The 25,024-nt window shown below is 72.3% G+C and carries 24 protein-coding genes and 1 tRNA gene; 11 read left to right on the top strand and 14 right to left on the bottom strand.

Annotation, left to right across the window (positions count from 1 at the left end; translation table 11 throughout):
* Positions 1-9: 9 nt before the first annotated feature.
* Positions 10-2,544 (bottom strand): ABC transporter permease, encoded by a 2,535-nt coding sequence (locus ACGFMM_RS06915; RefSeq protein ID WP_393643854.1) that lies wholly within the window; start codon positions 2,542-2,544, stop codon positions 10-12.
* A 68-nt stretch (positions 2,545-2,612) separates the two neighbouring features.
* Positions 2,613-3,383, bottom strand: coding sequence for an ABC transporter ATP-binding protein (locus tag ACGFMM_RS06910; protein ID WP_393643852.1), 771 nt, complete (start codon positions 3,381-3,383; stop codon positions 2,613-2,615).
* Positions 3,384-3,771: 388 nt separating this feature from the next.
* Here ACGFMM_RS06910 and ACGFMM_RS06905 point away from each other — a divergent pair.
* Positions 3,772-3,853 (top strand) — tRNA-Leu (locus tag ACGFMM_RS06905).
* Positions 3,854-4,028: 175 nt separating this feature from the next.
* Positions 4,029-4,928 carry a Bax inhibitor-1/YccA family protein gene (locus tag ACGFMM_RS06900; RefSeq protein ID WP_393643850.1) on the top strand — a complete coding sequence of 300 codons (900 nt, stop codon included), beginning with the start codon at positions 4,029-4,031 and terminating at the stop codon, positions 4,926-4,928.
* 81 nt (positions 4,929-5,009) lie between these two features.
* Here ACGFMM_RS06900 and ACGFMM_RS06895 read toward each other — a convergent pair whose 3' ends face one another.
* A complete protein-coding gene (locus ACGFMM_RS06895) occupies positions 5,010-5,240 on the bottom strand; it encodes a DUF4287 domain-containing protein (protein WP_318106436.1) in 231 nt (76 codons plus the stop codon).
* A gap of 99 nt (positions 5,241-5,339) precedes the next feature.
* Between ACGFMM_RS06895 and ACGFMM_RS06890 the strand changes: the two genes are divergently transcribed.
* Entirely contained in the window at positions 5,340-5,669 is a 330-nt protein-coding gene (locus ACGFMM_RS06890) for a hypothetical protein (protein ID WP_393643848.1), read from the top strand.
* A gap of 28 nt (positions 5,670-5,697) precedes the next feature.
* Here the strand turns inward: ACGFMM_RS06890 and ACGFMM_RS06885 are convergent, their stop codons facing one another.
* The 3 genes from ACGFMM_RS06885 to ACGFMM_RS06875 all read right to left on the bottom strand — a co-directional run bounded on the left by ACGFMM_RS06885 (position 5,698) and on the right by ACGFMM_RS06875 (position 9,244).
* Positions 5,698-6,606, bottom strand: a complete 909-nt coding sequence (locus ACGFMM_RS06885) for a hypothetical protein (protein WP_393644693.1) — start codon at positions 6,604-6,606, stop codon at positions 5,698-5,700.
* A gap of 270 nt (positions 6,607-6,876) precedes the next feature.
* A complete protein-coding gene (locus ACGFMM_RS06880; protein WP_393643846.1) occupies positions 6,877-8,097 on the bottom strand; it encodes an acetyl-CoA C-acetyltransferase in 1,221 nt (406 codons plus the stop codon).
* 133 nt (positions 8,098-8,230) lie between these two features.
* A complete protein-coding gene (locus tag ACGFMM_RS06875) occupies positions 8,231-9,244 on the bottom strand; it encodes an SGNH/GDSL hydrolase family protein (protein WP_393643845.1) in 1,014 nt (337 codons plus the stop codon).
* 104 nt (positions 9,245-9,348) lie between these two features.
* Here ACGFMM_RS06875 and ACGFMM_RS06870 point away from each other — a divergent pair, with 104 nt between their 5' ends.
* A complete protein-coding gene (locus tag ACGFMM_RS06870; RefSeq protein ID WP_393643843.1) occupies positions 9,349-10,734 on the top strand; it encodes a cystathionine beta-synthase in 1,386 nt (461 codons plus the stop codon).
* Between the two features lie 371 nt (positions 10,735-11,105).
* Complete coding sequence (locus ACGFMM_RS06865; protein WP_393643841.1) at positions 11,106-11,951, top strand: MurR/RpiR family transcriptional regulator; 846 nt, start codon at positions 11,106-11,108, stop codon at positions 11,949-11,951.
* A gap of 4 nt (positions 11,952-11,955) precedes the next feature.
* Here ACGFMM_RS06865 and ACGFMM_RS06860 read toward each other — a convergent pair whose 3' ends face one another.
* The 6 genes from ACGFMM_RS06860 to ACGFMM_RS06835 form a co-directional block, all read right to left on the bottom strand.
* Positions 11,956-12,327 (bottom strand): hypothetical protein, encoded by a 372-nt coding sequence (locus tag ACGFMM_RS06860; RefSeq protein ID WP_393643839.1) that lies wholly within the window; start codon positions 12,325-12,327, stop codon positions 11,956-11,958.
* Positions 12,328-12,395: 68 nt separating this feature from the next.
* Entirely contained in the window at positions 12,396-12,788 is a 393-nt protein-coding gene (locus ACGFMM_RS06855; RefSeq protein ID WP_393643838.1) for a roadblock/LC7 domain-containing protein, read from the bottom strand.
* 41 nt (positions 12,789-12,829) lie between these two features.
* Entirely contained in the window at positions 12,830-13,588 is a 759-nt protein-coding gene (locus ACGFMM_RS06850; protein ID WP_393643837.1) for a transcriptional regulator, read from the bottom strand.
* Positions 13,585-14,004, bottom strand: a complete 420-nt coding sequence (locus ACGFMM_RS06845) for a hypothetical protein (RefSeq protein WP_393643835.1) — start codon at positions 14,002-14,004, stop codon at positions 13,585-13,587. Before ACGFMM_RS06845 ends, ACGFMM_RS06850 begins: the two co-directional genes overlap by 4 nt.
* A gap of 138 nt (positions 14,005-14,142) precedes the next feature.
* Positions 14,143-14,616 carry an SRPBCC family protein gene (locus ACGFMM_RS06840; protein WP_393643833.1) on the bottom strand — a complete coding sequence of 158 codons (474 nt, stop codon included), beginning with the start codon at positions 14,614-14,616 and terminating at the stop codon, positions 14,143-14,145.
* 18 nt (positions 14,617-14,634) lie between these two features.
* Positions 14,635-15,951: a diaminopimelate decarboxylase gene (locus tag ACGFMM_RS06835; protein WP_393643831.1), complete on the bottom strand. Its 1,317-nt coding sequence runs from the start codon at positions 15,949-15,951 to the stop codon at positions 14,635-14,637.
* A gap of 126 nt (positions 15,952-16,077) precedes the next feature.
* Here ACGFMM_RS06835 and hutU point away from each other — a divergent pair, with 126 nt between their 5' ends.
* From hutU to ACGFMM_RS06810, 5 genes are read left to right on the top strand one after another with little or no spacing between them, the layout of a single operon-like run.
* A complete protein-coding gene (hutU, locus tag ACGFMM_RS06830; RefSeq protein WP_393643830.1) occupies positions 16,078-17,754 on the top strand; it encodes a urocanate hydratase in 1,677 nt (558 codons plus the stop codon).
* A 17-nt stretch (positions 17,755-17,771) separates the two neighbouring features.
* A complete protein-coding gene (locus ACGFMM_RS06825; RefSeq protein ID WP_393644691.1) occupies positions 17,772-18,962 on the top strand; it encodes an allantoate amidohydrolase in 1,191 nt (396 codons plus the stop codon).
* Positions 18,953-20,290: a formimidoylglutamate deiminase gene (locus tag ACGFMM_RS06820; RefSeq protein ID WP_393643828.1), complete on the top strand. Its 1,338-nt coding sequence runs from the start codon at positions 18,953-18,955 to the stop codon at positions 20,288-20,290. The genes ACGFMM_RS06825 and ACGFMM_RS06820 overlap by 10 nt, the downstream gene beginning before the upstream one ends.
* A 52-nt stretch (positions 20,291-20,342) precedes the next feature.
* Positions 20,343-21,512 (top strand): imidazolonepropionase, encoded by a 1,170-nt coding sequence (gene hutI / locus ACGFMM_RS06815; RefSeq protein ID WP_393643826.1) that lies wholly within the window; start codon positions 20,343-20,345, stop codon positions 21,510-21,512.
* Positions 21,513-21,532: 20 nt separating this feature from the next.
* On the top strand, positions 21,533-22,111 hold the full coding sequence (locus ACGFMM_RS06810; protein WP_393643824.1) for a 1,4-alpha-glucan branching protein: 579 nt from the start codon (positions 21,533-21,535) through the stop codon (positions 22,109-22,111).
* 25 nt (positions 22,112-22,136) lie between these two features.
* On the opposite strand, the gene ACGFMM_RS06805 is transcribed toward ACGFMM_RS06810, so the two are convergent.
* On the bottom strand, positions 22,137-22,907 hold the full coding sequence (locus ACGFMM_RS06805) for a helix-turn-helix domain-containing protein (protein ID WP_393643823.1): 771 nt from the start codon (positions 22,905-22,907) through the stop codon (positions 22,137-22,139).
* Between the two features lie 250 nt (positions 22,908-23,157).
* The gene (locus ACGFMM_RS06800; RefSeq protein WP_393643821.1) at positions 23,158-23,988 is read right to left on the bottom strand and encodes a helix-turn-helix domain-containing protein; all 831 of its coding nucleotides are present in this window, start codon (positions 23,986-23,988) and stop codon (positions 23,158-23,160) included.
* 432 nt (positions 23,989-24,420) lie between these two features.
* Between ACGFMM_RS06800 and ACGFMM_RS06795 the strand changes: the two genes are divergently transcribed.
* Positions 24,421-24,984 carry a hypothetical protein gene (locus ACGFMM_RS06795; protein ID WP_393643819.1) on the top strand — a complete coding sequence of 188 codons (564 nt, stop codon included), beginning with the start codon at positions 24,421-24,423 and terminating at the stop codon, positions 24,982-24,984.
* Positions 24,985-25,024: the final 40 nt, after the last annotated feature.

The raw sequence follows: 25,024 nt of genomic DNA, 5'->3' as shown, positions 1-25,024 counted from the left end.
GCCGTTCCGCTACTCGGCCTTGATGGCGTTCAGCATGTTCAGCCGGGCCGCGCTGCGGGCCGGCCACAGAGCGGCGAGCACGCCGACCAGTCCGGCGAGGACCAGGAAGATCCCGATCCGGTCCCACGGCAGGACCAGCGTGTAGCCGGGCACGCTGCTCTTGAAGGTCTCGCCGACGGCCCAGCCGAGGAACGAGCCGAGTCCGATGCCGACCACGGCGCCGAACACCGAGATGACCACGGCCTCCAGACGGACCATCCGCTTCACCCGGCGGCGGTCCAGGCCGATCGCCCGCAGCATGCCGATCTCCTGCTGGCGCTCGAACACCGACATCGCGAGGGTGTTGACGACACCGAGGACGGCGATGAGCAGGGCCATCGCGAGCAGGCCGTACATGATGTTCAGCATCAGGTTGATCGGGCCGCCGAAGGCGTCACGGATGTCCTGCTTGTCCATCACGGTCATCGCCGGGTTGTCGCCCAGCGCCTTGACCAGCGCGTTCTCGTTGGCCGGCTTCTCGCCGCCGTCCATGCGGACGAAGACCTGCGGGATGAACGGCTTCTCCTCGTGGGCGTCCAGGATCTTGGAGTCCAGCAGGAACGGGGAGGTGAAGGCGCTCTCCTCGTAGATCGCGCCGACGGTCAGGGTCCCCTTCTTCTTGTCGTTGTAGACGACCGGCAGGCTGTCGCCGACCTTGAACCCCTGCTTCTTCGCGGTGGGCTCCGCCACCGCGACCTCGCCCCGGGCGAGCGAGCCCAGGTCGCCGTCGACGGTCTTGAGGTTCAGGACCTGCTCGACGTCGCCGGGGGTGACGCCGGAGAACGAGCGGAACTCGCCCTTGACGTCCAGGTAGCCGGACTGCTGCGGGGAGGCCGCGGTGACGCCCGGGGCCTTGCGCAGCGCGGCCAGGGCCGAGCCGTCCATACCCGGGCCGGCGCCGTCGGCCATGGTGACCATGTAGTCGGCCTTGACCTGGTCGACGGTCGCCTTGTCCAGGGCGGTGCCGACCGTGGCGCCGAGCACCGACAGACCGGTGACGAGGGTGAGGCCGATGGCCAGCGCGGAGGCGGTGGCGCCGGTACGGCGCGGGTTGCGCACCGCGTTCTGGCCGGCCAGTTTGCCCGCCACGCCGAAGCCCTTCAGGACCGGCTTCAGCAGCGCGATCACCGGGCGGGACAGCAGCGGGATCAGGATGATCACGCCGACCAGGGCGCAGAACGCGCCGCCGCCGACGAGCATCCGGCCGGTGTCGCCGGCCTCGGAGGCGCCGACGACGATCAGCGCCGCGCCGATCGCGGTGATCAGCCCGCCGATGGAGTTGCGCAGCACCAGCGACTTGACCGTGGCGACCGCGTGGACGCTGCCCATCGCCGCCACCGGCGGGATCTTCGCGGCCCGGCGGCCCGGCAGGTAGGCGGCGACCATGGTGATGATCACGCCGACGGCGAGCGCCGCGACGACGGGGGTGGCGCCCAGGATCAGCGGGCCGTCGGGCACCTTCATGCCGAAGGCGGACATGCCCGAGCGGAGCCCGGTGGCCAGGCCGATGCCGAGGAGGTAGCCGACGGCGGAGGCGATCAGGCCGACGAGGAAGGCCTCGAGCAGCACCGAGCGGGTGATCTGGCGGCGCGAGGCGCCGACCGCGCGGAGCAGGGCCAGTTCCTTGGTGCGCTGGGCGACCAGCATGGAGAAGGTGTTGGAGATCAGGAAGACGCCGACGAACAGAGCGATGGCGGCGAAGCCGAGCAGCACCTGGTTGAGCGCGCCGAGGCCGCTCTCGATCTCCTCGGCCTGCTGGTCGGCGAGGGCCTGGCCGGTCTGGGCGGTGCCGGAGGCCGGGAGCAGCGGGACGATCCGGTCGACCAGGGCCGTGTCGTCGGTGCCCTTCGCGGCGCTGACGGTGGCGTCCGTGTACCAGCCGGGCTGCAGGTAGAGCTTCTGCGCCATGGCGTTGTCGAACAGGATCAGGCTGCCGCCGGCGTTGACCGCGCCGTCGTCGGTGGTGAAGACGCCGGAGAGGGTGAACTCCCGGACCGGCCCGTTGGTGGCCACGCGGACGCGGTCGCCGACCCGGTAGCCGCCCTTGTCGGCGGTGTCCTTGTCGAGGGCGACCTGGCCGGCCTGCGTGGGGCCGGTGCCGTCGCCGAAGTCGTACGCCGGGTCCTCGCCGTCCTTGCCGGGGGCGAAGTTGGTGCCCTTGTTGGACCAGCCGGCGCCGATCAGCTTGCCGTCCTTGTCGGCGACGCCGGCGAAGCCGTCGACCCGGCCGGTGACGGACTCGACGCCGTCGAGCTTCCCGATCTTGTCGAGGACCTGCTGGGAGAGGCCGGGGGCCTTCTGGGCGTCCTCGGGGGAGGGGTGCGCGCTGACGGCGACGGCGACGTCGTCGTAGCTCTTGGCGGACTGGCTGCGGAAGGCGTTGCCGAGGGTGTCGGTGAAGACCAGGGTGCCGGAGACGAAGGCCACGCCGAGCATCACGGCGAGCACGGTCATCAGCAGTCTGGCCTTGTGCGCGAGCACGTTGCGCAGGGCGGTACGGAACATGGGTGTGAGTCCTGGAGGAGGAGGTCTGGGGCGGGACGAGGAGCCGGCCGGCCGGTCCGGCCGGGGCGTCAGCTCGTACGGCCCTTGGCGTCGAAGGCCTTCATCCGGTCGAGGACGCCGTCCGCGGTGGGGTGCAGCATCTCGTCGACGATCCGGCCGTCCGCGAGGAAGATCACCCGGTCCGCGTAGGAGGCGGCCGCGGGGTCGTGGGTGACCATGACGACGGTCTGGCCGAGCTCGCGCACCGAGTTGCGCAGGAAGCCCAGGACCTCGGCGCCGGACCGGGAGTCGAGGTTTCCGGTGGGCTCGTCGCCGAAGATGATCTCGGGACGGGAGGCGAGCGCGCGGGCCACGGCGACGCGCTGCTGCTGGCCGCCGGAGAGCTGGGCGGGACGGTGGCTGAGCCGGCCGGAGAGGCCGATCATCTCGATGACCTGGTTCAGCCACTGCTGGTCGGGCTTGCGGCCGGCGATGTCCATCGGCAGCGTGATGTTCTCAAGCGCGGACAGCGTCGGCAGCAGGTTGAACGCCTGGAAGATGAAGCCGATCTTGTCGCGGCGCAGCTGGGTCAGCTGCTTGTCCTTGAGGGTGCCGAGCTCGGTCTCGCCGAGCCGGACCGAGCCGGAGCTGAACGAGTCCAGGCCCGCGACGCAGTGCATCAGCGTCGACTTGCCGGAGCCCGAGGGGCCCATGATCGCGGTGAACTCGCCCTGCCGGAAGTCCACGGTGACCCGGTCGAGGGCGACCACCTGGGTCTCGCCCTGTCCGTAGACCTTGGTCAGATCCATGGCGCGGGCGGCCGCCGCGGTGACGCGGGGGACGGTCGGGGTGGTGGTCACGGGGACTCCTGTCGGAACGGGCGTTTGCGGAACCGTTCCATCGTCTCGGCCGCCGGTCCGGCGGTCGTCCGTCCACGTGCCCGTTCCCGGGGCCGTCTCGAGTCGGACCGGCTCCCCGCTTCCTCATCCTGAGGTATGACGGCGACCCCGAGCCCGCCGGGCGGGCCGGTACCCCGAGGGGGAATGCGTCACCGGGCGACGACTTTTCGTCATTCCCGCGTGTACAACTTTGCGCCTGCGAGCCCCGTCACACTTTGCCGGAAGGCCCCCGACCTGCACTGACGCACCCTCAGACGTCAATAAAATAAGACAACATCGGGTCAGTGTTCCGCTGAACGAGGGAAGCGTCCCGATAGTCTCGTGTGCGCACGCGGACACCGCGCGTCACGCCCGGATGGTGGAATGCAGACACGGCGAGCTTAAACCTCGCTGGCCTTCGGGCCGTACCGGTTCGAGTCCGGTTCCGGGCACTTCCTCCCGATACGTCCGAGGATGCCCCCGGAGAGGCCCCCGGACGGGCCCCCGACACTCACCCCGATGCCCTTGCCCCGGCCGGGAAATCTCCTCCCCGAGCACTAGCGAGATTCTTTTGCTTCCGCATTACTCTTGACGCAAGGCCGCGCAGTGCGGCCATGGAGGAGTGAGATGAGGAGCAGCAACCCGGTCTTCTCGCGACGGGGGTTCAGCCGCGACAACGGCTACGCGGGCTTCAACGCGCAGCAGCAGCAGGCCGGGGGCCCCGCCGTCGGGACGAACCCGTACGCGCAGGGCGCGGCCAACCCGTACGCCCAGGGCGCCGGCAACCCGTACGCCACCAACCCGTACGCCCCGCAGGACACGCAGCACGGCGCCCCCGCGCCGGTCCGCACGGGCGCCATGACGATGGACGACGTCGTCGCGCGCACGGCCATCACGCTCGGCACCGTCGTCGTCGGCGCGGTCCTCGCCTGGACGCTGCTGCCGGTCTCGCCGACCAGCTACGCGCTGGCCGTGGGCGCCGCCCTGGTGGCCTTCGTGCTCGCGATCGTCCAGTCGTTCAAGCGGACCCCGGTGCCCGCGCTGATCATCGGCTACGCCGCGTTCGAGGGCGTCTTCCTCGGCGTGATCAGCGAGATGTTCAACGCCCGCTGGTCCGGCGCGCCCTTCCAGGCCGTGCTCGGCACCATGGCGGTCTCCGGCGCCACGCTGTTCATGTACAAGCAGCGCTGGATCCGGGTCACCGCCCGCTACGCCCGCATCGGCATGACCATCGCGATCGCGTTCGTCGTCGTGATGGCGGTCAACCTGCTGCTCAGCGTCTTCGGCGCGGTCGACGACGGCGGCCTGCGGAGCTTCGGCCCGCTGGGCGCGATCGTCGGCATCCTGGCCATCCTCATCGGCTGCTTCTTCCTCACCCTCGACTTCAAGCAGATCGAGGACGGCGTCGCCTACGGGGCTCCGCGCGAGGAGTCCTGGCTGGCCGCCTTCGGTCTGACCATGTCGCTGGTCTGGATCTACCTGGAGATGCTGCGCCTCGCCGCGATCTTCTCCGGCGGCGACGACTAGCTGGCCGCGCCGGGGCATGTCCCCGGCTTGTGCGAAGGGCCCGTCCGGCTTCTGCCGGGCGGGCCCTTCGGCCGTTGTCGCTCAGAGCAGCCGGCGGGCGGCTCGGCGGAGGTCGTACTCGTGGATGATCGCCTTCGCGTGTCCGTACGCGAGGTCGTGTTCGCCGCGGAGCCAGCTCACCTTCTCCTCGAAGCGGACGAGGGAAGGGCCTTCCTCCACGGTGCGCAGCCAGTCGGCCACTTCACGACCGGTGCAGTGGGGGATGCGGGCGAGCAGATTGCGGTGGGTCTCTTCGGAGAAGACATGGGACATCGGCGCCTCCGGACGCATGTTGCCGTTGCTCCTTCACGTCACCGTGCCTGAGCGTTCGCCCGTTGGCAACAGTCCCCGGCGGGCCACTAGGGTCGTGGCATGGCTGAGATGGAGGAGCTGAGCACCGCGGTGGAGCGCTTCGCGGACCGGCTGCGGGCCGCCCCGCAGAGCCGGCTGCAGCGCGGCGCGGCCGCCGAGGGACTGGCCCTGGCCAGGGAGTTGTCCCGGCGCGCGCAGCGCCTGGAGGAGCCCGGGACCGAGCCGCGGACCATGCCGGACGCGGGCGTGTTCGCCGTCGCGGACCAACTTGTGGTCGCCGGGAACGATTTGGCGGAGATTCTGCGGACGGCCCCGTCCGGCGTCCCCGAGGGGGAACTGGACGAGGCCGTGCGGGAAGTGCGGGAGGCTCAGGCGCGGTCCGGGCTGTAGCCGCGCGCCCGCTGTCTCCGGAGGGACGTCAGAGGGACGCGATCACGCGGTCCGCGAGGATGTAGACGCTCTCGTCGTCCTCGGCGTCGCCGCAGGCGAACGTCAGCGCGTAGGCGCCGGAGACGCCCGAGCCGCCGAGCAGGACCGGGCTCTTGCCCTGGCGCAGCGCCTCGGCGAGCCGCTCCGCGGTCTCCCGGTGGCCCGGGGTCATGCAGAGCGTGGTGCCGTCGGCGAACACGTACACGTCGAGGGTGCCGAGCGGGCCGGGGCGCACGTCGGTGAGCGCCGTGCGGTCGTCGGCGAGCTCCTCCAGGCGGGCCACGGTGCGCTCGTGGTCGGTGACCACGGGGGTGCGGACCGGGACGAAGTCGGGGTGCGAGGGGTGCCGGCGGCGGGCCGCGGCGAGTTCGGGGGAGTCCTCGGCGTACTCGGTGAGCTCCGGAATGTCGTCCAGGACCTCCTCCAGGGCGGCGGCCTCCAGGGCGGCGCCGTCCAGCGCCGTGCCGTCCAGGGACGCGGCCTCCAGGGACGCGGCCTCCAGAGCGGCGGCCTCCAGCTCCATGGCCTCCAGGCCGAGCGCCTCCAGGCCCGCGAAGTCGGCCTGACGCGGCACGTAGTAGGGGCCGCCGTCCTCGCCGGGGCCGGCCAGGCCGCCGAGCACGGACGGGGCGTCCGCGGCGTCCCGCGCCTCCTGCGCGGCCCAGAAGGCCCGCGCCTCGGCGAGCTCGCGCTCGCGCTCCTCGGCCAGGGCTTCGGCGACCGCGGCCCGTATCTCCAGGGCGGGCGTCTGCCGGGCGTGCGGGACGGTGGCTCCCTGGGCGCCGGCGAGCTCGCCGCGCAGGGCGGTGACCTGCTTGCGGAGACCGTGGGCGGCGTGCAGGGCAGCGGCGCCCACCACCGTGGCGGCGGCCGTGGTCACCAGCAGGGCAAGAGACATGGCGCTCACTGACGTACTCCCGTTCCGAGTCGATCCCCCGACTTCCTACATCAGCTTGTCCCGGGGTGGGACCCCCTGTCAGTGCATTACGTCACGAAATGGACAGGTATTTATGCCTGGTGTTTAGTCCCGAACCACCTGTGACCTGGGGATATGACTCTCCCCCGGGACGTAGGTCACATCCTGGGGGAGATTCGGTCACGGCTTGGACGCGGGGTGGTTAGCCGGGGCGCGCCGGGAGAGGCGCGCCGCAGGTCAGCCCGGGTCGGGTCAGCTCAGGCGCTCGATGACCATGGCCATGCCCTGGCCGCCGCCGACGCACATGGTCTCCAGGCCGAACTGCTTGTCGTGGAACTGCAGGCCGTTGATCAGGGTGCCGGTGAGGCGGGCGCCGGTCATGCCGAAGGGGTGGCCGACGGCGATCGCGCCGCCGTTGACGTTCAGCTTGTCCAGCGGGATGCCGAGCTCCTGGTACGAGGGGATCACCTGGGCGGCGAAGGCCTCGTTGATCTCGAACAGGTCGATGTCGTCGACGGTCAGGCCGGCGCGCTGAAGCGCCTGCTTGGACGCCTCGACCGGGCCGAGGCCCATGATCTCGGGGGAGAGGCCGGAGACGCCGGTGGAGACGATCCGGGCCAGCGGGGTCAGACCGAGCTCGCGGGCCTTCGTGTCGGACATGATCACCAGCGCGGCGGCGCCGTCGTTGAGCGGGCAGCAGTTGCCGGCGGTGACCAGGCCGTCGGGGCGGAAGACCGGCTTCAGGCCCTCCACGCCCTCCAGGGTGACGCCGGCGCGCGGGCCGTCGTCCGTGGAGACCACGGTGCCGTCCGGGAGCGTCACCGGGGTGATCTCGCGCTCCCAGAAGCCGTTCTTGATGGCCTGCTCGGCGAGGTTCTGCGAGCGGACGCCGAACTCGTCCAGCTCGCGGCGGCTGATGCCCTTCCAGCGGGCCAGGTTCTCGGCGGTCTGGCCCATGGCCATGTACGCGTCCGGGACGAGGCCGTCCTCGCGCGGGTCGTGCCAGGTGGAGCCCTCGGAGGCGGCGACGGCCGCGGTGCGGGCCTCGGCCTCGGCGAACAGCGGGTTGTGCGTGTCCGGCAGGGAGTCGGAGTTGCCCTTCGTGAAGCGGGACACCATCTCGACGCCGGCGGAGATGAAGACGTCGCCCTCGCCGGCCTTGATGGCGTGCAGCGCCATGCGGGAGGTCTGCAGGGAGGACGAGCAGTAGCGGGTGATCGTGCAGCCCGGCAGGTGGTCCATGCCCATCTGCACGGCCACGATGCGGCCCAGGTTGTTGCCCTGCTCGCCGCCGGGCAGACCGCAGCCGAGCATCAGGTCGTCGATGTCGCGCGGGTCGAGCTCGGGGACCTTGGCCAGCGCGGCCTGGATGATCGTGGCGGTCAGGTCGTCCGGCCGCAGGTCCTTCAGGGAGCCCTTGAAGGCCCGGCCGATCGGGGAGCGGGCGGTCGAGACGATGACGGCTTCGGGCATCACGGCTCCATGAGGGTGTGGCGACGACGGGAGACTGCTAGCGAAGCTACCTGTACGTACGGCACGGGTCACCGCCGGGAAGGTGTGACACAGACCTCTTTTCTAAGCGCTCGCTCAGGAGCTTTTGTTCCCGCTATGGCGCCGGGCTGTCCGTGGGCGCCGGTGTTTCCACCGGAGCGGCCACCCGCCTGCGGCGGCGGTGCTTGAGCAGGGCCCACGGGGCCCGCGCGCCGGTGACCTCCGTGCCGGCCTCCGCGGCCGCCTCCGCCGCCGCCTTGGCGACCGGGAGCATGCCCTCGCGGCGGTCGACCTCCAGGCGCTCCCCCTCCGGCCAGACGCCCAGGGACGCGCAGACTGTGGGCAGTATCGCCATCGCGGCCGTCGCGTACCCCTCCGCGGAGGGGTGGAAGTTGTCCACCCCGAACATCTCCCGCGGGTTCGCCGCGAACTCCGGGCCCAGCAGATCGCCCAGCGACACCGTCCGCCCGCCCTGTTCCACCACCACGATCGTCTGCGCCGCCGCCAGCTGCCGCGAGGCCCGCCGGGCGAGCCAGCGCAGCGGCTGGTACACCGGCTCGATCGTCCCCAGATCCGGGCAGGTGCCGACCACCACCTCCGCGCCCGCGGTTCGCAGTCGCCGCACCGCCGCCGCCAGATGCCGCACCGACTCCGTCGCCGGCATCCGGTGCGTCACGTCGTTCGCGCCGATCATGATCACGCACACGTCCGGAGGCCCGCCGGCCGCCGACATCAGCAGCGCCACCTGCCGGTCCAGATCGTCCGAGCGCGCCCCCGGCAGTGCCACGTTCCGCAGGTCCACCGGCCGCTCCGCGACCGCCGCGAGCCCCGAGGCCAGCAGCGCCCCCGGCGTCTGACCCGCCCGGCGCACCCCCTGCCCCGCGGCCGTCGAATCACCCAGAAGGGCCAGCCGCAGCGGCTCCTCCCCGCTCGCCGGCTGCTCGAACGACCGCCCGTAGCGGCCGTCCGCCGTCGGGGCCAGCGGCGCCACGCCCCCGCCCACCGACCGCCGGGCCAGTTGCACCTCGGCCAGCAGCACACCCACCGTGGCCACCCCGAGCAGCCCGATCCCGCCTCCGCCGTACGCCGCGCCCGCCGCGATCCGGCGCGCCACCCTCGCCCTGGACATCCGGGCAGCCACCTCCTTCAAGCCGTTCAGGGAGTAACTGCCCCGTAACGTGCTCCGACTACGCATACGCTGGCTGCATCACTACGGAGACCCCGGAGATTACGGTGCAATTCCACGACTCGATGATCAGCCTCGTCGGCAACACCCCGCTGGTGAAGCTCAACAGTGTCACAGAGGGCATTTCGGCGACCGTTCTGGCCAAGGTCGAGTACTTCAACCCCGGCGGCTCGGTCAAGGACCGCATCGCCCTGCGCATGATCGAAGCGGCCGAGGCGAGCGGCGAGCTCAAGCCCGGCGGCACGATCGTCGAGCCCACGTCGGGCAACACCGGCGTCGGCCTCGCCATCGTGGCCCAGCAGAAGGGCTACAAGTGCATCTTCGTCTGCCCTGACAAGGTGTCCACGGACAAGATCAACGTGCTGCGCGCCTACGGTGCCGAGGTGGTGGTCTGCCCGACCGCCGTCGACCCCGAGCACCCCGACTCGTACTACAACGTGTCGGACCGCCTCGTGCGTGAGACCGAGGGCGCGTGGAAGCCGGACCAGTACTCCAACGCGAACAACCCCCGGTCCCACTACGAGACCACCGGCCCCGAGCTCTGGGAGCAGACGGACGGGAAGATCACCCACTTCGTCGCGGGCGTCGGCACCGGCGGCACCATCTCCGGCACCGGCAACTACCTCAAGGAGGTCTCCGGCGGCTCGGTGAAGGTGATCGGCGCCGACCCGGAGGGCTCCGTGTACTCCGGCGGCTCCGGCCGCCCGTACCTGGTCGAGGGCGTCGGCGAGGACTTCTGGCCCACGGCCTACGACCGGAACGTCGCCGACGCGATCGTCCCGGTGTCCGACAAGGACTCCTTCCAGATGACCCGCCGCCTCGCCAAGGAGGAGGGCCTGCTGGTCGGCGGCTCCTGCGGCATGGCGGTCGTGGCGGCGCTCGAGGTCGCCAAGGAGCTCGGCCCGGACGACGTCGTGGTCGTGCTGCTGCCGGACTCCGGCCGCGGCTACCTGTCGAAGATCTTCAACGACGAGTGGATGGCCGACTACGGCTTCCTGGAGGACACCACCTCCGCCACCGTCGCCGACGTGCTGCGCCACAAGTCCGGCGGGCTGCCGTCGCTGGTGCACATGCACCCGGACGAGACCGTCGGCCAGGCCATCGAGGTGCTGCGCGAGTACGGCGTCTCGCAGATGCCGATCGTGAAGCCGGGCGCCGGCCACCCCGACGTGATGGCCGCCGAGGTCGTCGGCTCGGTCGTGGAGCGCGAGCTGCTCGACCACCTGTTCACGAAGAAGGCCTCCCTGGAGGACGCCCTGGAGCAGCACATGAGCGCGCCGCTGCCGCAGGTCGGCTCCGGCGAGCCGGTCGCCGACCTGATGTCCGTGCTGGGCGCGGCGGACGCGGCGATCGTGCTGGTCGAGGGCAAGCCCACCGGCGTCGTCAGCCGCCAGGACCTGCTGGCCTTCCTGGCCAACGACGGCGCGAAGTAACGCAGCACGGCGTGGCGTGACGGGCGGCGTGCTGCGGTTCGCGCAAACGGTACGGGCCGGACACGTACCCGCAGCACCCGCTTAACACGCGTCCGGCAGAGTCGTTCCTGTCGGCGTCACGGACCTCCGGAGCGGCTCCCGGACCTCCCTGCACGCCGCGGACGCGGAGACCGGCCCTGACCCGGGCCCGTGTCCCCCGCGGGGACCGCCGTCGTCCCGCCCCCCAGTCATGGGGGTGCGGCGGTCCCCGCGCCAACCGCCTTCCCCGTGAGCTCCGGCCCCCGGGGCCTCGCCTTGCTCGGCTGCATATCCTCATGCAGAGTTCTGGATGAGTGAATAGTCGATGTGGGGACGAAGGGGGACGGCGCGGTATGAGCGACAGCCCGGCCGGACGGCTGCAGACGCTCTTCGAGGGGCACCGGCTCACGCCGACCCAGCGGCGGATCGCGCACTGCATGGTGCGCCGCGCCGCCGACGTCCCCTTCCTCTCCAGCGTCGAGCTGGCCGAGCTGGCCGGCGTCAGCCAGCCCTCGGTGACCCGCTTCGCCGTCGCCCTCGGCTTCGACGGCTACCCGGCGCTCCGCCGGCACCTGCGCGAGGTCGCCCCGCCCGAGCAGCCCCGGGCCGCCGACGGGGGCAGCGAGCACAACGAGTACCAGCAGGCCGTGCTCGCGGAGATCGAGAACCTGCGGCACCTCGCCGGACTGCTCGCCGACCCCGCCCCCGTGGAGCGGGCCGGCCGGCTGCTCGCCGCCTCCCGGCCGCTGCCCGTGCTCGGGCTGCGGGCCGCCTCCTCGCAGGCCCGCGGCTTCGCGTACTTCGCCGGCAAGGTCCACCCCGACGTCCGGCTGCTCGACGAGGGCGGCTCGATGCTCACCGACCGGATCGACGCGGCCGTACGCGCCGGGGCCACGGCGCTGCTCTGCTTCGCGCTGCCCCGCCACCCCCGGGAGGTCGTCGAGGCCCTGGAGTACGCCAGGGGCGCCGGGCTGACCGTGGTGACGGTCGCCGAGTCGGCGTTCGCCCCGGTCGCCGCGCACAGCGACCTGCTGATCCCGGCCGCCGTCGGCACCGGCCTCGCCTTCGACACGGCCTGTGCGCCGATGCTGCTCGGCCGGGTGCTCCTGGAGGCGATGGCCGACGAACTGCCGGACGCCCAGGCCCGCCTGGAGCAGTTCGACGCGAAGGCCGCGGCCCGGGGCCTGTTCGTCGACTAGTCGGCTACACGTCCAGCTCGGCCCCGATCTTCGACAACTGGTGCCGGGCCATTGCCAGGTTGGCCCGGCCCTTGTCCAACGCGAGGTAGAGGAACAGGCCGTTGGACTGGCGGCCCTTGAGCAGCCGGATCAGGTGGTACTGGCCGCCCAGGGTGATCAGGATGTCCTCGATCTCGTCCTTGAGGCCCAGCATCTCCATCGTCCGCACCTTGGCGCGGACCACGTCCGTGTTGCCGGCCGCGGCCATGTTCAGGTCGAGGTCCTTGCCACCGCCGATCGTGCCCAGGGCCATGCCGCTGGTGTAGTCGACGAGGGCGGCGCCGACGGCGCCCTCGATCGAGGCGGCTTCCTTGAGGGAGGTCTCGGTGTTCGCCATGGTTCTTTCCTTCTCGGTGTCGTCGGGTGAATCGGTGTGGAGCAGTCGGTTCGGTTCGGATCTCTGCGTCAGTTCGGTTCTCTGCGTTCCAGCGCCCCGTCGACCAGCTCGCCTATCCGGGCGCTGGAGCGCCGGGCCTCCAGATGGAGCCGGCCCACGTTGATCCGGGGTTCGGCGATGAGGGTCAGGACGGCGGCGCCGCCCGCCGCGTACGTCGCCACGTAGCCGTGCTCGCCGCGGACCAGCAGTTCGCGGAAGCCGCCCTGGCCGGTGGCGTCGGCCAGCCGCTGTCCGACGCCGAGGGCCGCCGCGGTCAGCGCGGCCACGCTCTCCGCCTCGCCGTCGACGGTGTCCTGGGCGAGGACGAGGCCGTCGGCGCTGGCGGCGAGCGCGCCGGTCAGCTGGGGGAGCCGTGCCCGCAGCCGTCTGAGCTCGCCGAGCACCTCGGCTTCTGCGGTCATCAGCAGTCTCCTCTCGGCGCGCAGGCGCAGGGCACGCCTCATCACAGACTTGCCTCCAGGGCGTCACGGAGCCGGCGCAGCAGGGCGATGTCGGGGTCGTCGGCGACCTCGCCCACCCAGGAGGGCAGCGGGGCCGGCGCTTCGGGCACGGGGTCGAGCGGGGTGGTCACGAGCCCGGCGGCGGCCAGCCGCCGGACGTCGAGCAGGGTGTGGAAGGCGGGCCGGCCGAGCAGCCGTGCCAGGTCGGCGGGGGTGCGCCGGCCGTCGGCGGCGGCCAGCAGGGCGCGCCGGCGCGTGCCCAGGGTCCGTGCGGCCTCGTCGGCGCGCGGCCGTACGGGGGCGCTGTCGACGGCCGGGTACGGCCAGACGTTGTCGAGCAGTTCGCGGCGGCGTTCGGTCTCGCGCTCCACGGCCGCGGCGGAGACCGGCCGCAGCTGGCCGAACCAGTGCGCCACCCCGTACCGGAAGCGGGTCGGCCCGCTGGCCGGGGCGAGGGCGAAGAACGCGGCGTCGAAGACCGCGCCGAGGTGGCATATCTCCAGTTCGCCGTCGCGGAGCCGGCCGCTGTCGACCAGGAACCGGCCGACCTCGTGGCGCGCCCCGGCCCGGTTCACGGCCTCCTCCCAGCCCTCGCGGGGCAGTCGCCCGCCGGCCGTGAGCAGGACGTCCAGGCCGGGCGCGGCCGGGCTCTCGGCGTGCACGACGCGGCCGTCGACGAGGTAGAGCGTGCCGTGGTCGCGCAGCAGGGCGCCGGTGGCCCGCTCGGCGGCGAGCCGGACGAGCATCGGGGAGACGGTCATCCCAGGACCAGCCGTTCCGCGAGGTCGCGCAGCCGGATCCGGGCCAGGGCCAGGTTGCCCTCGGCGCCGTCCAGCCACAGGTGCAGGAAGACGCTGCTGTCGAAGGAGGTCTCCACGAACCGGAGTACGTGGTAGCCGGTGCGGGTGGTGAGGATCAGGTCCTCGACGGGCAGCCCCTTTGGTGAGTCAGCGGCGTCCGAGGCGCCTGCGGCGCCCGGGGGGTCGGTCGCGAAGGACTCGTACTCCGCGGCCGCGCGGGCGAGTTCGGCGGTCTCGGCCGCGGTGGTCTCGTGGTCGCCGACCGGCGACTCGCCGGCCGTGCCCAGCGCGAGCCCGCTGGTCCAGTCGACCAAGGAAGCCCCGCGCGCACCTGGTAAGGCCATGGCCTCGAGCAGGCACTCGTCGATTCCGGGCACGCTGGTTCCCCTCCCGGCACGGCGTGCGAATGTTCGGCAGTAACCAGGACGTTACTCAACGTGCAGTGACCGGAGGGGAGTTCCGGCATTTTCCATCGGAACATGCCGGAAGGATGGTTGGATGGGCGGGCTGCGGCGTCAGCCGCGTCGTTCGACGGCCCGCGCCATCTCGTCCAGGTCCTTGGCGAGCGCCCGGCTCACCGCCTTGACGCCGAGCCCGCCGATCAGCCGGGACAGCAGGCCCATGGGTCCGCCGGCGGTGGGGGTGGCGGTGAATCGCATCACGGCCGTGGTCCAGGTGGCCGCCGCGTCCCCCTTCATCAGCTCGAACTCGGACTCGTAGTGCATGCCGTGCGAGTCGGCGACCGTCACGTACCGCTCCGGCGGCACGCACTCGGTCACCGTCATCACCTCGGTGGCCTCCTTGCCCAGCATCCGCCGGGTCTCCCGCCAGCGGGTGCCCACGGCGAAGCCGCCCTCGGTCAGCACCTCGATCCGCTCGACCCCGCTGAGCACCTGTGCCATCTCCGGCAGGTCGGTGATCGCTTCCCAGACCAGGCCCGGGGGCGCCTGGATCCGCCGCTCGACGACGACGGTTCTGCTCGCAGCCATGTCTTCATGGAAACACCCTCAGCCCGGCGGCGCGTCCGGGTCGGCGCCGCCCGACTCGGCCACCAGCTCGGCGAGGGTCTGCGCACGGCGGACGGGCGTGAACCGGAGGCCGTCCGCCGTGCGGGTGAAGCCGTGCACGGCCGGCCGGGGCAGGCTGTTGTAGCCGTAGTGGCTGGAGAAGCAGTACGCCCCGGTGTCCAGGACCGCCACGACGTCCCCCGGCGCGAGGCGCGGCAGCGGCCGGGCCGCGGCCAGCAGGTCGCCGGCGAAGCAGGCCGGTCCGGCCACGTCCTGGACGACGTCGGGCCCGGTGCGGGGCCGGCCCTCGGCGTCGTACGCGGCGAGCCGCAGCGGGTACGTCTCGGGGGCGTACACCGTGCGGGTGGCCAGCTGTACGCCCGCGTGGGTGACGGCCACCGGGCGGCCGCCGGAGGTCTTGGCGTACTCGACGCGGGTCAGGACCGTGCCGTGCCGGGCGAGCAGCGAGCGGCCGTACTCGGTGACCAGGGCGTAGCGGCCGCCGAAGAGGCCGGGGACCCGCTCGGCGAGCAGCCGGGCGTACTCGGCGTGGGTGGGGGTGTCCTCGTCGGAGGCGAAGTTCACCGGCAGGCCGCCGCCGATGTCGAGGGTGTCGACCTGGGTCCGGCCGGCCTTCGCGTTGATCTCCTCGGCCAGCGCGTACAGCTCCGCGACGCCCTCGGCCATCAGGGCGAGCGGCACGCCCTGCGAGCCGCTGTGCACGTGCAGCCGGGTGAGCCAGGGCCGGTCGAGGTACGCCCGGACGATCTCGTCGCGGGCTCCGGGGTCGCGCAGGGCGACGCCGAACTTCGAGGTGGGGACGGCGGTGGACAGCGCGCCGATGGCGCCCGCGCCGAGCTGGGGGTTCACCCGCAGGCCGACGCGCGGGAAGCGCGCCGTCCGGGCGACGAGCGCGTCGAGCCGGGCCAGCTCCTGGTGGTTGTCGGCGTTCAGCGCGATGCCCAGGGTCAGCGCCTCGCGCAGCTCGCGTTCGGTCTTGGCGGGGGAGTCGAGGACGGTACGGGGGGCGGGGACGCCGGCCGCGCGGGCCAGGGCCAGCTCGCCGGGGCTCGCCACCTCGGCGCCGAGCCCCGCGTCGTGGAGCAGGCGCAGGACGGGCACGAGCGGGCAGGCCTTGACGGCGAAGGCGTGGAGGAAGCGGACGTCCGGGGCCACGGCGGCGAAGGCGTCCCGCAGTGCGGCGGCGGAGGCCCGGATGCCGTCGGTGTCGAGCAGGGCGACGACGGGCTCGTCGGCGGTGAGCAGTCCCTGTTCGACGGCGGCGCGGACGGCCGGATCGCGACGTGAGGAAGCCATGGCTCCATCCCATCACCGGGCGACGCGCCGCCGCAGGAGTTCCGCAGGTGTTGACTACATTTATTCAGCAGTCCAAGATGTGAATACGCCAGTTCATTCAGGTCCGCCACCGAGGAGGCTCACGCCATGTCAGGACCCCGCCCCGTACGTGCCCCGCGCGGCACCGAGCTCAGCGCCCTGGGATGGCAGCAGGAAGCCGCGCTGCGGATGCTGCAGAACAACCTCGACCCCGAGGTCGCCGAGCACCCCGACAAGCTCGTCGTCTACGGCGGCACCGGCAAGGCGGCCCGCGACTGGCGCTCCTTCGACGCCATGGTCCGCACGCTGCGGACGCTGAAGCAGGACGAGACGATGCTCGTCCAGTCCGGCCGCCCGGTCGGCGTCATGCAGACCCACGAGTGGGCCCCGCGCGTCCTCATCGCCAACTCCAACCTGGTCGGCGACTGGGCCAACTGGGAGGAGTTCCGCCGCCTGGAGCAGCTCGGCCTGACCATGTACGGCCAGATGACGGCCGGCTCCTGGATCTACATCGGCACCCAGGGCATCCTCCAGGGCACCTACGAGACCTTCGCCGCCGTCGCCGCCAAGAAGTTCAACGGGACCCTCGCCGGCACCATCACCCTCACCGCCGGCCTCGGCGGCATGGGCGGCGCCCAGCCGCTCGCCGTCACCATGAACGACGGCGTCGCCATCTGCATCGACGTCGACCCGCGCGCCATCGAGCGCCGCATCGAGCACCGCTACCTGGACGTCAAGGCCGACAACCCGGCCCACGCCCTCCAGCTCGCGGTCGAGGCGCGCGACGCCCGCCGTCCGCTCTCCATCGGTCTCCTCGGCAATGCCGCCGAGCTGCTTCCGCAGATGCTCGCCGAGGGCGCGCCGATCGACATCGTCACCGACCAGACCTCGGCCCACGACCCGCTGTCGTACCTCCCGATCGGCGTCGCCTTCGAGGACATGGCCGACGCCGCCGCGAAGGACCCGGCCGGCTTCACCCAGCGGTCGCGCGAGTCCATGGCCAAGCACGTCGAGGCCATGGTCGGCTTCATGGACGCCGGCGCCGAGGTCTTCGACTACGGCAACTCCATCCGCGGCGAGGCCCAGCTGGCCGGCTACGACCGCGCGTTCGCCTTCCCCGGCTTCGTCCCGGCGTACATCCGTCCCCTCTTCTGCGAGGGCAAGGGCCCGTTCCGCTGGGCCGCGCTGTCCGGCGAGGCGTCCGACATCCACAAGACGGACAAGGCGATCCTCGACCTCTTCCCGGAGAACGAGTCCCTGCACCGCTGGATCAAGATGGCCGGCGAGCGCGTCCACTTCCAGGGCCTGCCCGCCCGCATCTGCTGGCTCGGCCAGGGCGAGCGCGACAAGGCCGGCGACATGTTCAACGACATGGTCGGCAACGGCACCCTCGCCGCGCCCCTCGCCATCGGCCGCGACCACCTCGACTGCGGCTCGGTGGCCTCCCCGTACCGCGAGACCGAGGCCATGCTCGACGGCTCCGACGCCATCGCCGACTGGCCGCTGCTCAACGCCATGGTCAACGTCGCCTCCGGCGCGTCCTGGGTCTCCATCCACCATGGCGGCGGCGTCGGCATGGGCCGCTCCATCCACGCCGGCCAGGTCTCCGTCGCCGACGGCACCAAGCTCGCCGGCGAGAAGATCCGCCGCGTGCTCACCAACGACCCCGGCATGGGCGTCATCCGGCACGTCGACGCGGGCTACGACATCGCCGAGCGGGTCGCCGACGAGAAGGGCGTCCGCGTCCCGATGCGCGAGGGCTCCGGCGACGAGGCCTCCGCGTGAGCGACACCTTCCACGCCATGTGGCGGTCGCTGCGGCCCATCGGCCGCAGCGCCGCCTCGGGCGGCTACCGCCGCTACGCCTGGACCGACGCGGACGCCGACTGCCGGCTCTGGTTCCGCATGCAGGCCGAGGCGCGCCGACTGAACTACGAGGTCGACCGGAACGGCAACCAGTGGGCCTGGCTCGGCGACCCCGCCGCCGGCGACGCCGTCGTCACCGGCTCCCACCTGGACTCCGTACCGGACGGCGGCGCCTTCGACGGCCCGCTGGGCGTCGTCTCGTCCTTCGCGGCGCTCGACGAACTGCGCGCCCGCGGCGTGCAGTTCACCCGCCCCTTCGCGATCACCAACTTCGGCGACGAGGAGGGCGCCCGGTTCGGCCTCGCCTGCGTCGGCTCCCGGCTCGCGTCCGGACAGCTCACGAAGGAGCAGGCGCACGAGCTGCGCGACGGCGACGGCGTCTCGCTGCCGCAGGCCATGGAGGCGGCGGGCTACGACCCCGACGCCATCGGCCCGGACACCGAACGCCTCTCCCGCATCGGCGCGTTCGTCGAACTGCACGTCGAGCAGGGCCGGGCGCTCGACCTGTCCGGCGACGCCGTCGGCGTCGCCTCCGCGATCTGGCCGCACGGCCGCTGGCGCTACGACTTCCACGGCGAGGCCAACCACGCGGGCACGACCCGGCTCGTGGACCGGCGCGACCCGATGCTGACGTACGCCGAGACGGTCCTCGCGGCCCGCCGCGAGGCGGAACTCGCCGGCGCGGTCGCCACCTTCGGCAAGATCTCCGTCGAGCCGAACGGCGTCAACGCGATCCCGTCCCTGGTCCGCGGCTGGCTGGACGCCCGGGCGGCCGACCAGGGCGCGCTGGACACGGTGATCGCCGGGATCGAGACGGCGGCGCGGGAGACGGCGGCGAAGCACGGCATCGACCTGAGCGTCGTCCGTGAATCCTTCACCCCGGTGGTCGAGTTCGAGCACGCCCTGCGCGACGAGCTGGTGCGGCTGCTCGGCGGGAAGGCCCCCGTGCTCGGCACGGGCGCGGGCCACGACGCCGGCATCCTGTCGGCGTCCGTCCCGACCGCCATGCTGTTCGTACGCAACCCCACCGGCGTCTCGCACTCCCCGGCCGAGTCCGCGGCCGAGGACGACTGCGTGGCGGGGGTCATCGCACTCGCCGACGTACTGGAGGGCCTCGCGTGCCGCTGACGACGACGTACTGGCTGGAGCACGCCTGGCTCGGCGACGCGGTCGAGCCGGGAGTGGTGCTGGAGGTCGAGGCGGACCGGATCAAGGCCGTCCGGCGCAGGGAGACGCCCCCCGCGGGGGCGGTCGTGCTCCGCGGCTTCACGATCCCCGGCCTGGCCAACGCCCACTCGCACGCCTTCCACCGGGCCCTGCGGGGCACGGTGCAGGTCGGCTCCGGCACGTTCTGGACGTGGCGCGAGGTCATGTACGGCGTCGCGTCCCGGCTGACGCCGGAGACGTACCACGCGCTGGCGCGCGCCGTGTACGCGGAGATGGCGCTGGCGGGCGTCACGTCCGTCGGCGAGTTCCACTACGTGCACCACGCGCCGGACGGCACGCCGTACGCCGACCCCAACGCCATGGGCGAAGCGCTGATCGCGGCGGCGGCCGACGCGGGCATCCGCATCACGCTCCTCGACACGGCGTACCTGTCGTCCGGCTTCGGCGCGGCTCCCGAGCCGCACCAGGTCCGGTTCTCCGACGGGACGGCGGACGCGTGGGCGGAGCGGGTCTCGGGCCTGAAGGAACGGGCCGGCGTCCGGATCGGCGCGGCGATCCACTCCGTACGAGCGGTCCCGGCTTCGCAGCTCGCGACGGTCGCGCAGTGGGCGCGGGAGCGGGAGGCGCCGCTGCACGTCCACCTCTCGGAGCAGACCGCCGAGAACGAGGCCTGCCTCGCGGCGTACGGCTGCACGCCGACGCAGCTCCTCGCCGAACACGGGGTGCTGGGGGCGCGCACGACCGGCGTCCACAACACGCACCTGACGGACGGCGACGTGACGCTGCTCGGCTCGTCCGCGACGGGCACGTGCATGTGCCCGACGACGGAACGGGACCTCGCCGACGGCATCGGACCGGCGGTCGCGCTGCAGCGGGCGGGCTCGCCGCTGTCGCTCGGCAGCGACAGCCACGCCGTCATCGACCTCCTGGAGGAGGCGCGCGCGATGGAGCTCAACGAGCGCCTGCGCACCCGGACCAGGGGCCACTGGACGGCGGCGTCGCTCCTGCGCGCCGCGACGGAGACCGGCCACGCGGCGCTGGGCTGGCCGGACGCGGGCCGCCTGGAGGCGGGCGCGCTCGCCGACTTCACGACGCTGCGGTTGGACTCCATCCGCACGGTCGGCGCGGAGCCGCGGCTCGCCGCGGAGACGGCGGTCTTCGCGGCGACGGCGTCGGACGTCACGGACGTGGTGGTCGGCGGCCGCGTGATCGTCCACGCCGGCGAACACACCCACATCCCGAACCCGGCGACGGCCCTGTCGCAGGCGATCACGGCACTCCGCGCCTGAGCGCACGACGGGGGCGGGCAACCGCCCCCGTATCCACTCACCGAGAGGGAACATGACCACCACGCTCGTCACCAACATCGGACGGCTCGTCACCAACGACCCCGCGCTCGGCAGCGGGCCCCTCGGGCTTGTCGAGGGGGCCGCGTTCGTCGTGGAGGGGGAGCGGGTGGTCTGGATCGGCGCGGCCACCCACGCGCCCGCCGCCGACCACCGCGTGGACGCCGGCGGCCGCGCCGTCATCCCCGGGTTCGTCGACTCCCACTCGCACCTGCTGTTCGCCGGCGACCGCACCGCCGAGTTCAACGCCCGCATGTCCGGGCAGCCGTACGCGGCCGGCGGCATCCGGACCACCGTCGCCGCCACCCGCGCCGCCTCCGACGCCGAGCTCGAGGCCAACCTCACCCGCTATCTCAGCGAGGCCCTGCGCCAGGGCACGACCACCTTCGAGACCAAGTCCGGGTACGGCCTCACGACCCTCGACGAGGCCCGCGCCCTGCGCATCGCAGCGGCGTACACGGACGAGGTCACGTACCTCGGCGCGCACATCGTGTCGCCCGACTACGCCGACGACCCCGCCGGCTACGTCGCCCTCGTCACCGGCGAGATGCTCGACGCCTGCGCCCCGCACGCCCGCTGGGTCGACGTGTTCTGCGAGAAGGGCGCGTTCGACGGCGACCAGGCCCGCGCGATCCTCACCGCCGGCAAGGCGAAGGGCCTGCACCCGCGGGTGCACGCCAACCAGCTCTCGTACGGCCCCGGCGTCCAGCTCGCCGTCGAGCTCGACGCCGCCAGCGCCGACCACTGCACGCACCTCACCGACGCCGACGTAGACGCCCTCGCGAGCGGCAACACGGTCGCCACCCTCCTCCCCGGCGCCGAGTTCTCCACCCGCGCCGAATGGCCCGACGCCCGCCGCCTGCTGGACGCCGGGGTGACCGTCGCTCTCTCCACCGACTGCAACCCCGGCTCGTCCTTCACCTCCTCCGTCCCCTTCTGTATCGCCCTCGCCGTGCGCGACATGGGGATGACGCCGGACGAGGCCCTCTGGTCCGCCACCGCCGGCGGCGCGGCCGCCCTGCGCCGCACCGACATCGGCCGGCTCACCTCCGGCGCGTACGCGGACTTCGCCGTCCTCGACGCCCCGTCCCACGTCCACCTCGCCTACCGCCCCGGCGTCCCGCTCGTGACGGAGGTCTGGCGCAGGGGAGTCCGCGCGGTCTGATCACTGCCTACGATCACCCCATGGCGATCATCCACCGCACCACCATGTCCCCCACCAAACTCGAACTCCTTGCCGCGTGGCTGCCCACCCGCCCCTGGTACGAGGCCACCGGCGGTGCGCCCGAGCCGGCGAAGGCGGGCGGGTTCCGGCTGGACGACCCCGAGGGCGAGGTGGGCATCGAGTTCATGGTGGTCACCGACGCCTCGGCGGCCGAGCCCGTCGCGTACCTCGTCCCCATGACGTACCGCGGCGCACCGCTGGAAGGGGCCGCGGCGGACGCGCTCATCGGCACGTCCGAGCACGGTGTCCTCGGCACCCGTTGGATCTACGACGGCGTCCACGACCCGGTCCTCGCGGACCGGCTCCTGGCCCTCCTCCGTGGTGAGGCGCAGCCGCAGGCGCAGAGCGAGACGGACACCCCGGACCCGACGGTCCACAGGGCGGGCGAGCCGCTGCCCCCGGAGTCGACCTTCGCGGATCTGACGGTCTCCCGCCGCCTGACCTCCCCGTACGAGGAGACGGCCGCCGCCCACGTCACCGCGCCGTGGCGGCTCGCGGACGGCACCGAGGTCCGCGGCGTCGTGGTCACGGCGGGCTGACCGCACCGGGCACAGTTCCTGAGCGTCACTTCCGCGCGCAACCTGGACAGTCGTCCACCAGGGCGGCGCGGAAGGCCAGGTCGCAGTCCTCGCAGTACTGCATGGGGAGGGGCGAGGCGGGCCCGGGTGGCGCGGGCGGCAGCTCCGGCGGCAGCCACTCGCGCAGCCGGAAGGCGAGCAGCCGCCCGGGCCAGCGGATCGTCCCCGAAGGCAACCCGCCCGCCAGGGTCCGTGTCACGGCCTGCGGCGCGACGCCTCGCTCCAGCCAGAGCTGCACGGCTGGAGCGAGGCGGCACACGTCGCTCTCGGAGAGCAGCAGCCGAGGCTCGACCTGGCGGAGTCCGGCGAGAAGGGCAGCCGCGGGCTTCAACTCCGGGGTGAGTGAAGGTACTTCAGGCTCCGGCGGTGGGGTGGATCGCTCCCGCCGGGCGGGCCGGGCACGTTTGACCAGGTCGACCGGGTGCGGATGCTCGTACCAGGTGGTCAGGGTCACGAGCTTGGCCGACTCGCCCCGCACGACCTGCCGCTTCAGATAGCCGGCCGTCTCCAGTTCTCGCAGGGCACCGGCGATCCGGTGCGCGCCCTCGCGGAAGCGTGCGGTCAGCACCTTGATGCCGACGAGCGCGCCGTCGGGCAGGGACTGGATGTACACGCCGATGCCAATCGCACAGGCGGAGAGCTCGGGGTGTTGTGCGAGATGGTTCCCCACGACGGTGAACTTCTCGTCGTGCCGGTGCCGAATGTGCGTCACGCCCGCCCGCGAGGGCGCGGCGGCGCTAAACTGCGTCGCAGTCATAGGGAAGGTCCGCTTCCTGAATGATCAGGCCCTCGACCGGGATGCCAGTCCCGCCGGGGGCCGAAATCTTTTGTGGGCACTACAAGTTGGCGGCACCGTACCCCGCCCACCAGTCGGTCTGCCACAAACTCACCCGAAAGTGTGAGCTGTCGGGTTTGGGGCGGTAGCGGTTCTTACTCCCGTTCTTCTTCCGGGATTTCCCGCCTTCCCGCTTCGCACCCTCCCGGGTCGCGTCAGCCCGAATCCGGCGTCAGCGCAGAGCCTCGATCGCCCGGAGAATCAGCGCGCGTGCGTCGGCTCCGTATACGGCCATGCGGCGCAGCCGCTCGAACGCCCTGAGGTAGATGTCCAGTTCGCCCGGAGCGGTGATGGTCACCTTTGCTGCCAGCAGTTCCACGTGGATCCGCACGTCGTCGAAGACCGTGAACTGCTCGAGCGGCCACATGGCGCCCTCCCGTATGGCCGTGGCCGGGATGACGCCCAGCGACATGGACGGCAGGGGCATGGCTGCGAGCAGGTTGCCCAGCTGGCCGGCCATCACGTCCTTGTCTCCGACTCGGTGGTTGAGGACGTGCTCCTCTATGAGCGTCGCGAACCGGTGGTCGCCTTCATGGATGACTCGGGCGCGTCGTATGCGGACCTCGACCGCCTCGGCGACGTCGTCGGGGGTGCCACGGAACCCGGCGATCGAGCCCATCAGCGCGGCCGCGTACCCGGGTGTCTGGAGGTAGCCGGGCATGACGTGGGAGGCGTACACGCGGAACAGGCGGGTGCGCTCGTACAGCTTCGTCGACGTCTCCGCGAGCTGCTTCATCCCTGTGCGCTGGAGCCGCTTCCACTGCAGGTACATGGCGTCGACCTGGCGGTTCGCGGCGATCAGATCGCCTGCTTGGCCGTCAGCGTCGCATGCCGCGCACCAGGCCCGGATGTCTGCGTCCGAGGGGGCGGTGACGGCGTTCTCGACCCGTGAGGACTTGGCGACGGACCAGCCCGCCCGCCGCGCGAGTTCCTTGCTGGTGATGGCCGCGTCCAGGCGCAGCTCGCGCAGCCGGGCCGCGAGAACTGCGCGCGCTTCCTGCACGCTGGACGTGGGGTACGTGGAACGCTGCCGCCCCGCCGCCCAAGACCCCCGAGTGCCGCCTCGACGTCCACGGCTTGTGCCGGCCCGGGCCGGTGGCGACGTCGTACGGCGACGTCGTCTTCACGGTCCGGTGCGGTTGCACGTGCCATGGTGCGAGCGGGTGCGGTCGGTGAGCCGGTACGACGTCCGCCGGGACGAGTACACGACGTTCGCACCGATCGGAGAGACGTGCCCCGAGTGCGATCGGGCGATCAGGGCCCTCGAGGTCTGCCGCCGGGGCACCGCGGTCCGGGGGGCCGGTCCGCCCGCCGTCGTCTACCGGCACATCGAATGCGCCGAGCCGTACCGACGGAAGGCTGCGCCGGTGTGACACGAGGCGCCACCTATGCTGAGGCGCCCGCCGCCGGTCGCCTCAGCCCGAGGAAAGGTCAGTTGACTCCGTACTCGCTCGCGTTCTACTTGGACGTGATCACCTCCGGAACCGTGCTCGGTGCGAAGCCGACGGACGGTCCCGACGACGTCACCGCGGTCCTGGGGGACGACTTCGCCGAGAATTCCTTCGACAGGCTGAGCATGTGGCGCGACTACGGGCTCGTCGAGTTCTTCTGGCAGCGGGAGTCGCCCGATCACCCGTGGGTGGGGCACCACTTCACCCTCCAGGTGCACCGGCTTCCGGCCCTCGGCGGCAGCCTCGTCAGCGCGGCGATCCGCGAACGGTACGGCCGCTTCGACCGCCACCTCCGCTTCGACAAGCTGTCGCGGCTGCTGGCCCACCGTGGCGTGCCCCTGGAGAACGTCCCGGATCCCAACGGTCCTGCCTACTCCCTGCACTGGCAGCCCGACTCCCAGGTGTCCGTCATGGCGCGCCGGGCCCATGAGTGGGGGAGGCATCGTCGTGGGGGCGAGCGGATCGGGGACGTCTACCGTGTGTCGTCCTCGATGACCGCCGAGCAGGTGGCTTGGTACCGGGAGCGTTACGGGCGACGCAACGCTTAGGACAGGTCCTGGCGGCTACGGTGCGTGCCGCCCGGCCTTC

It is taken from the genome of Streptomyces sp. NPDC048604, from assembly GCF_043199435.1.
Lineage (GTDB): Bacteria > Actinomycetota > Actinomycetes > Streptomycetales > Streptomycetaceae > Streptomyces.
This window is presented reverse-complemented; position numbering and strand designations above follow the sequence as displayed.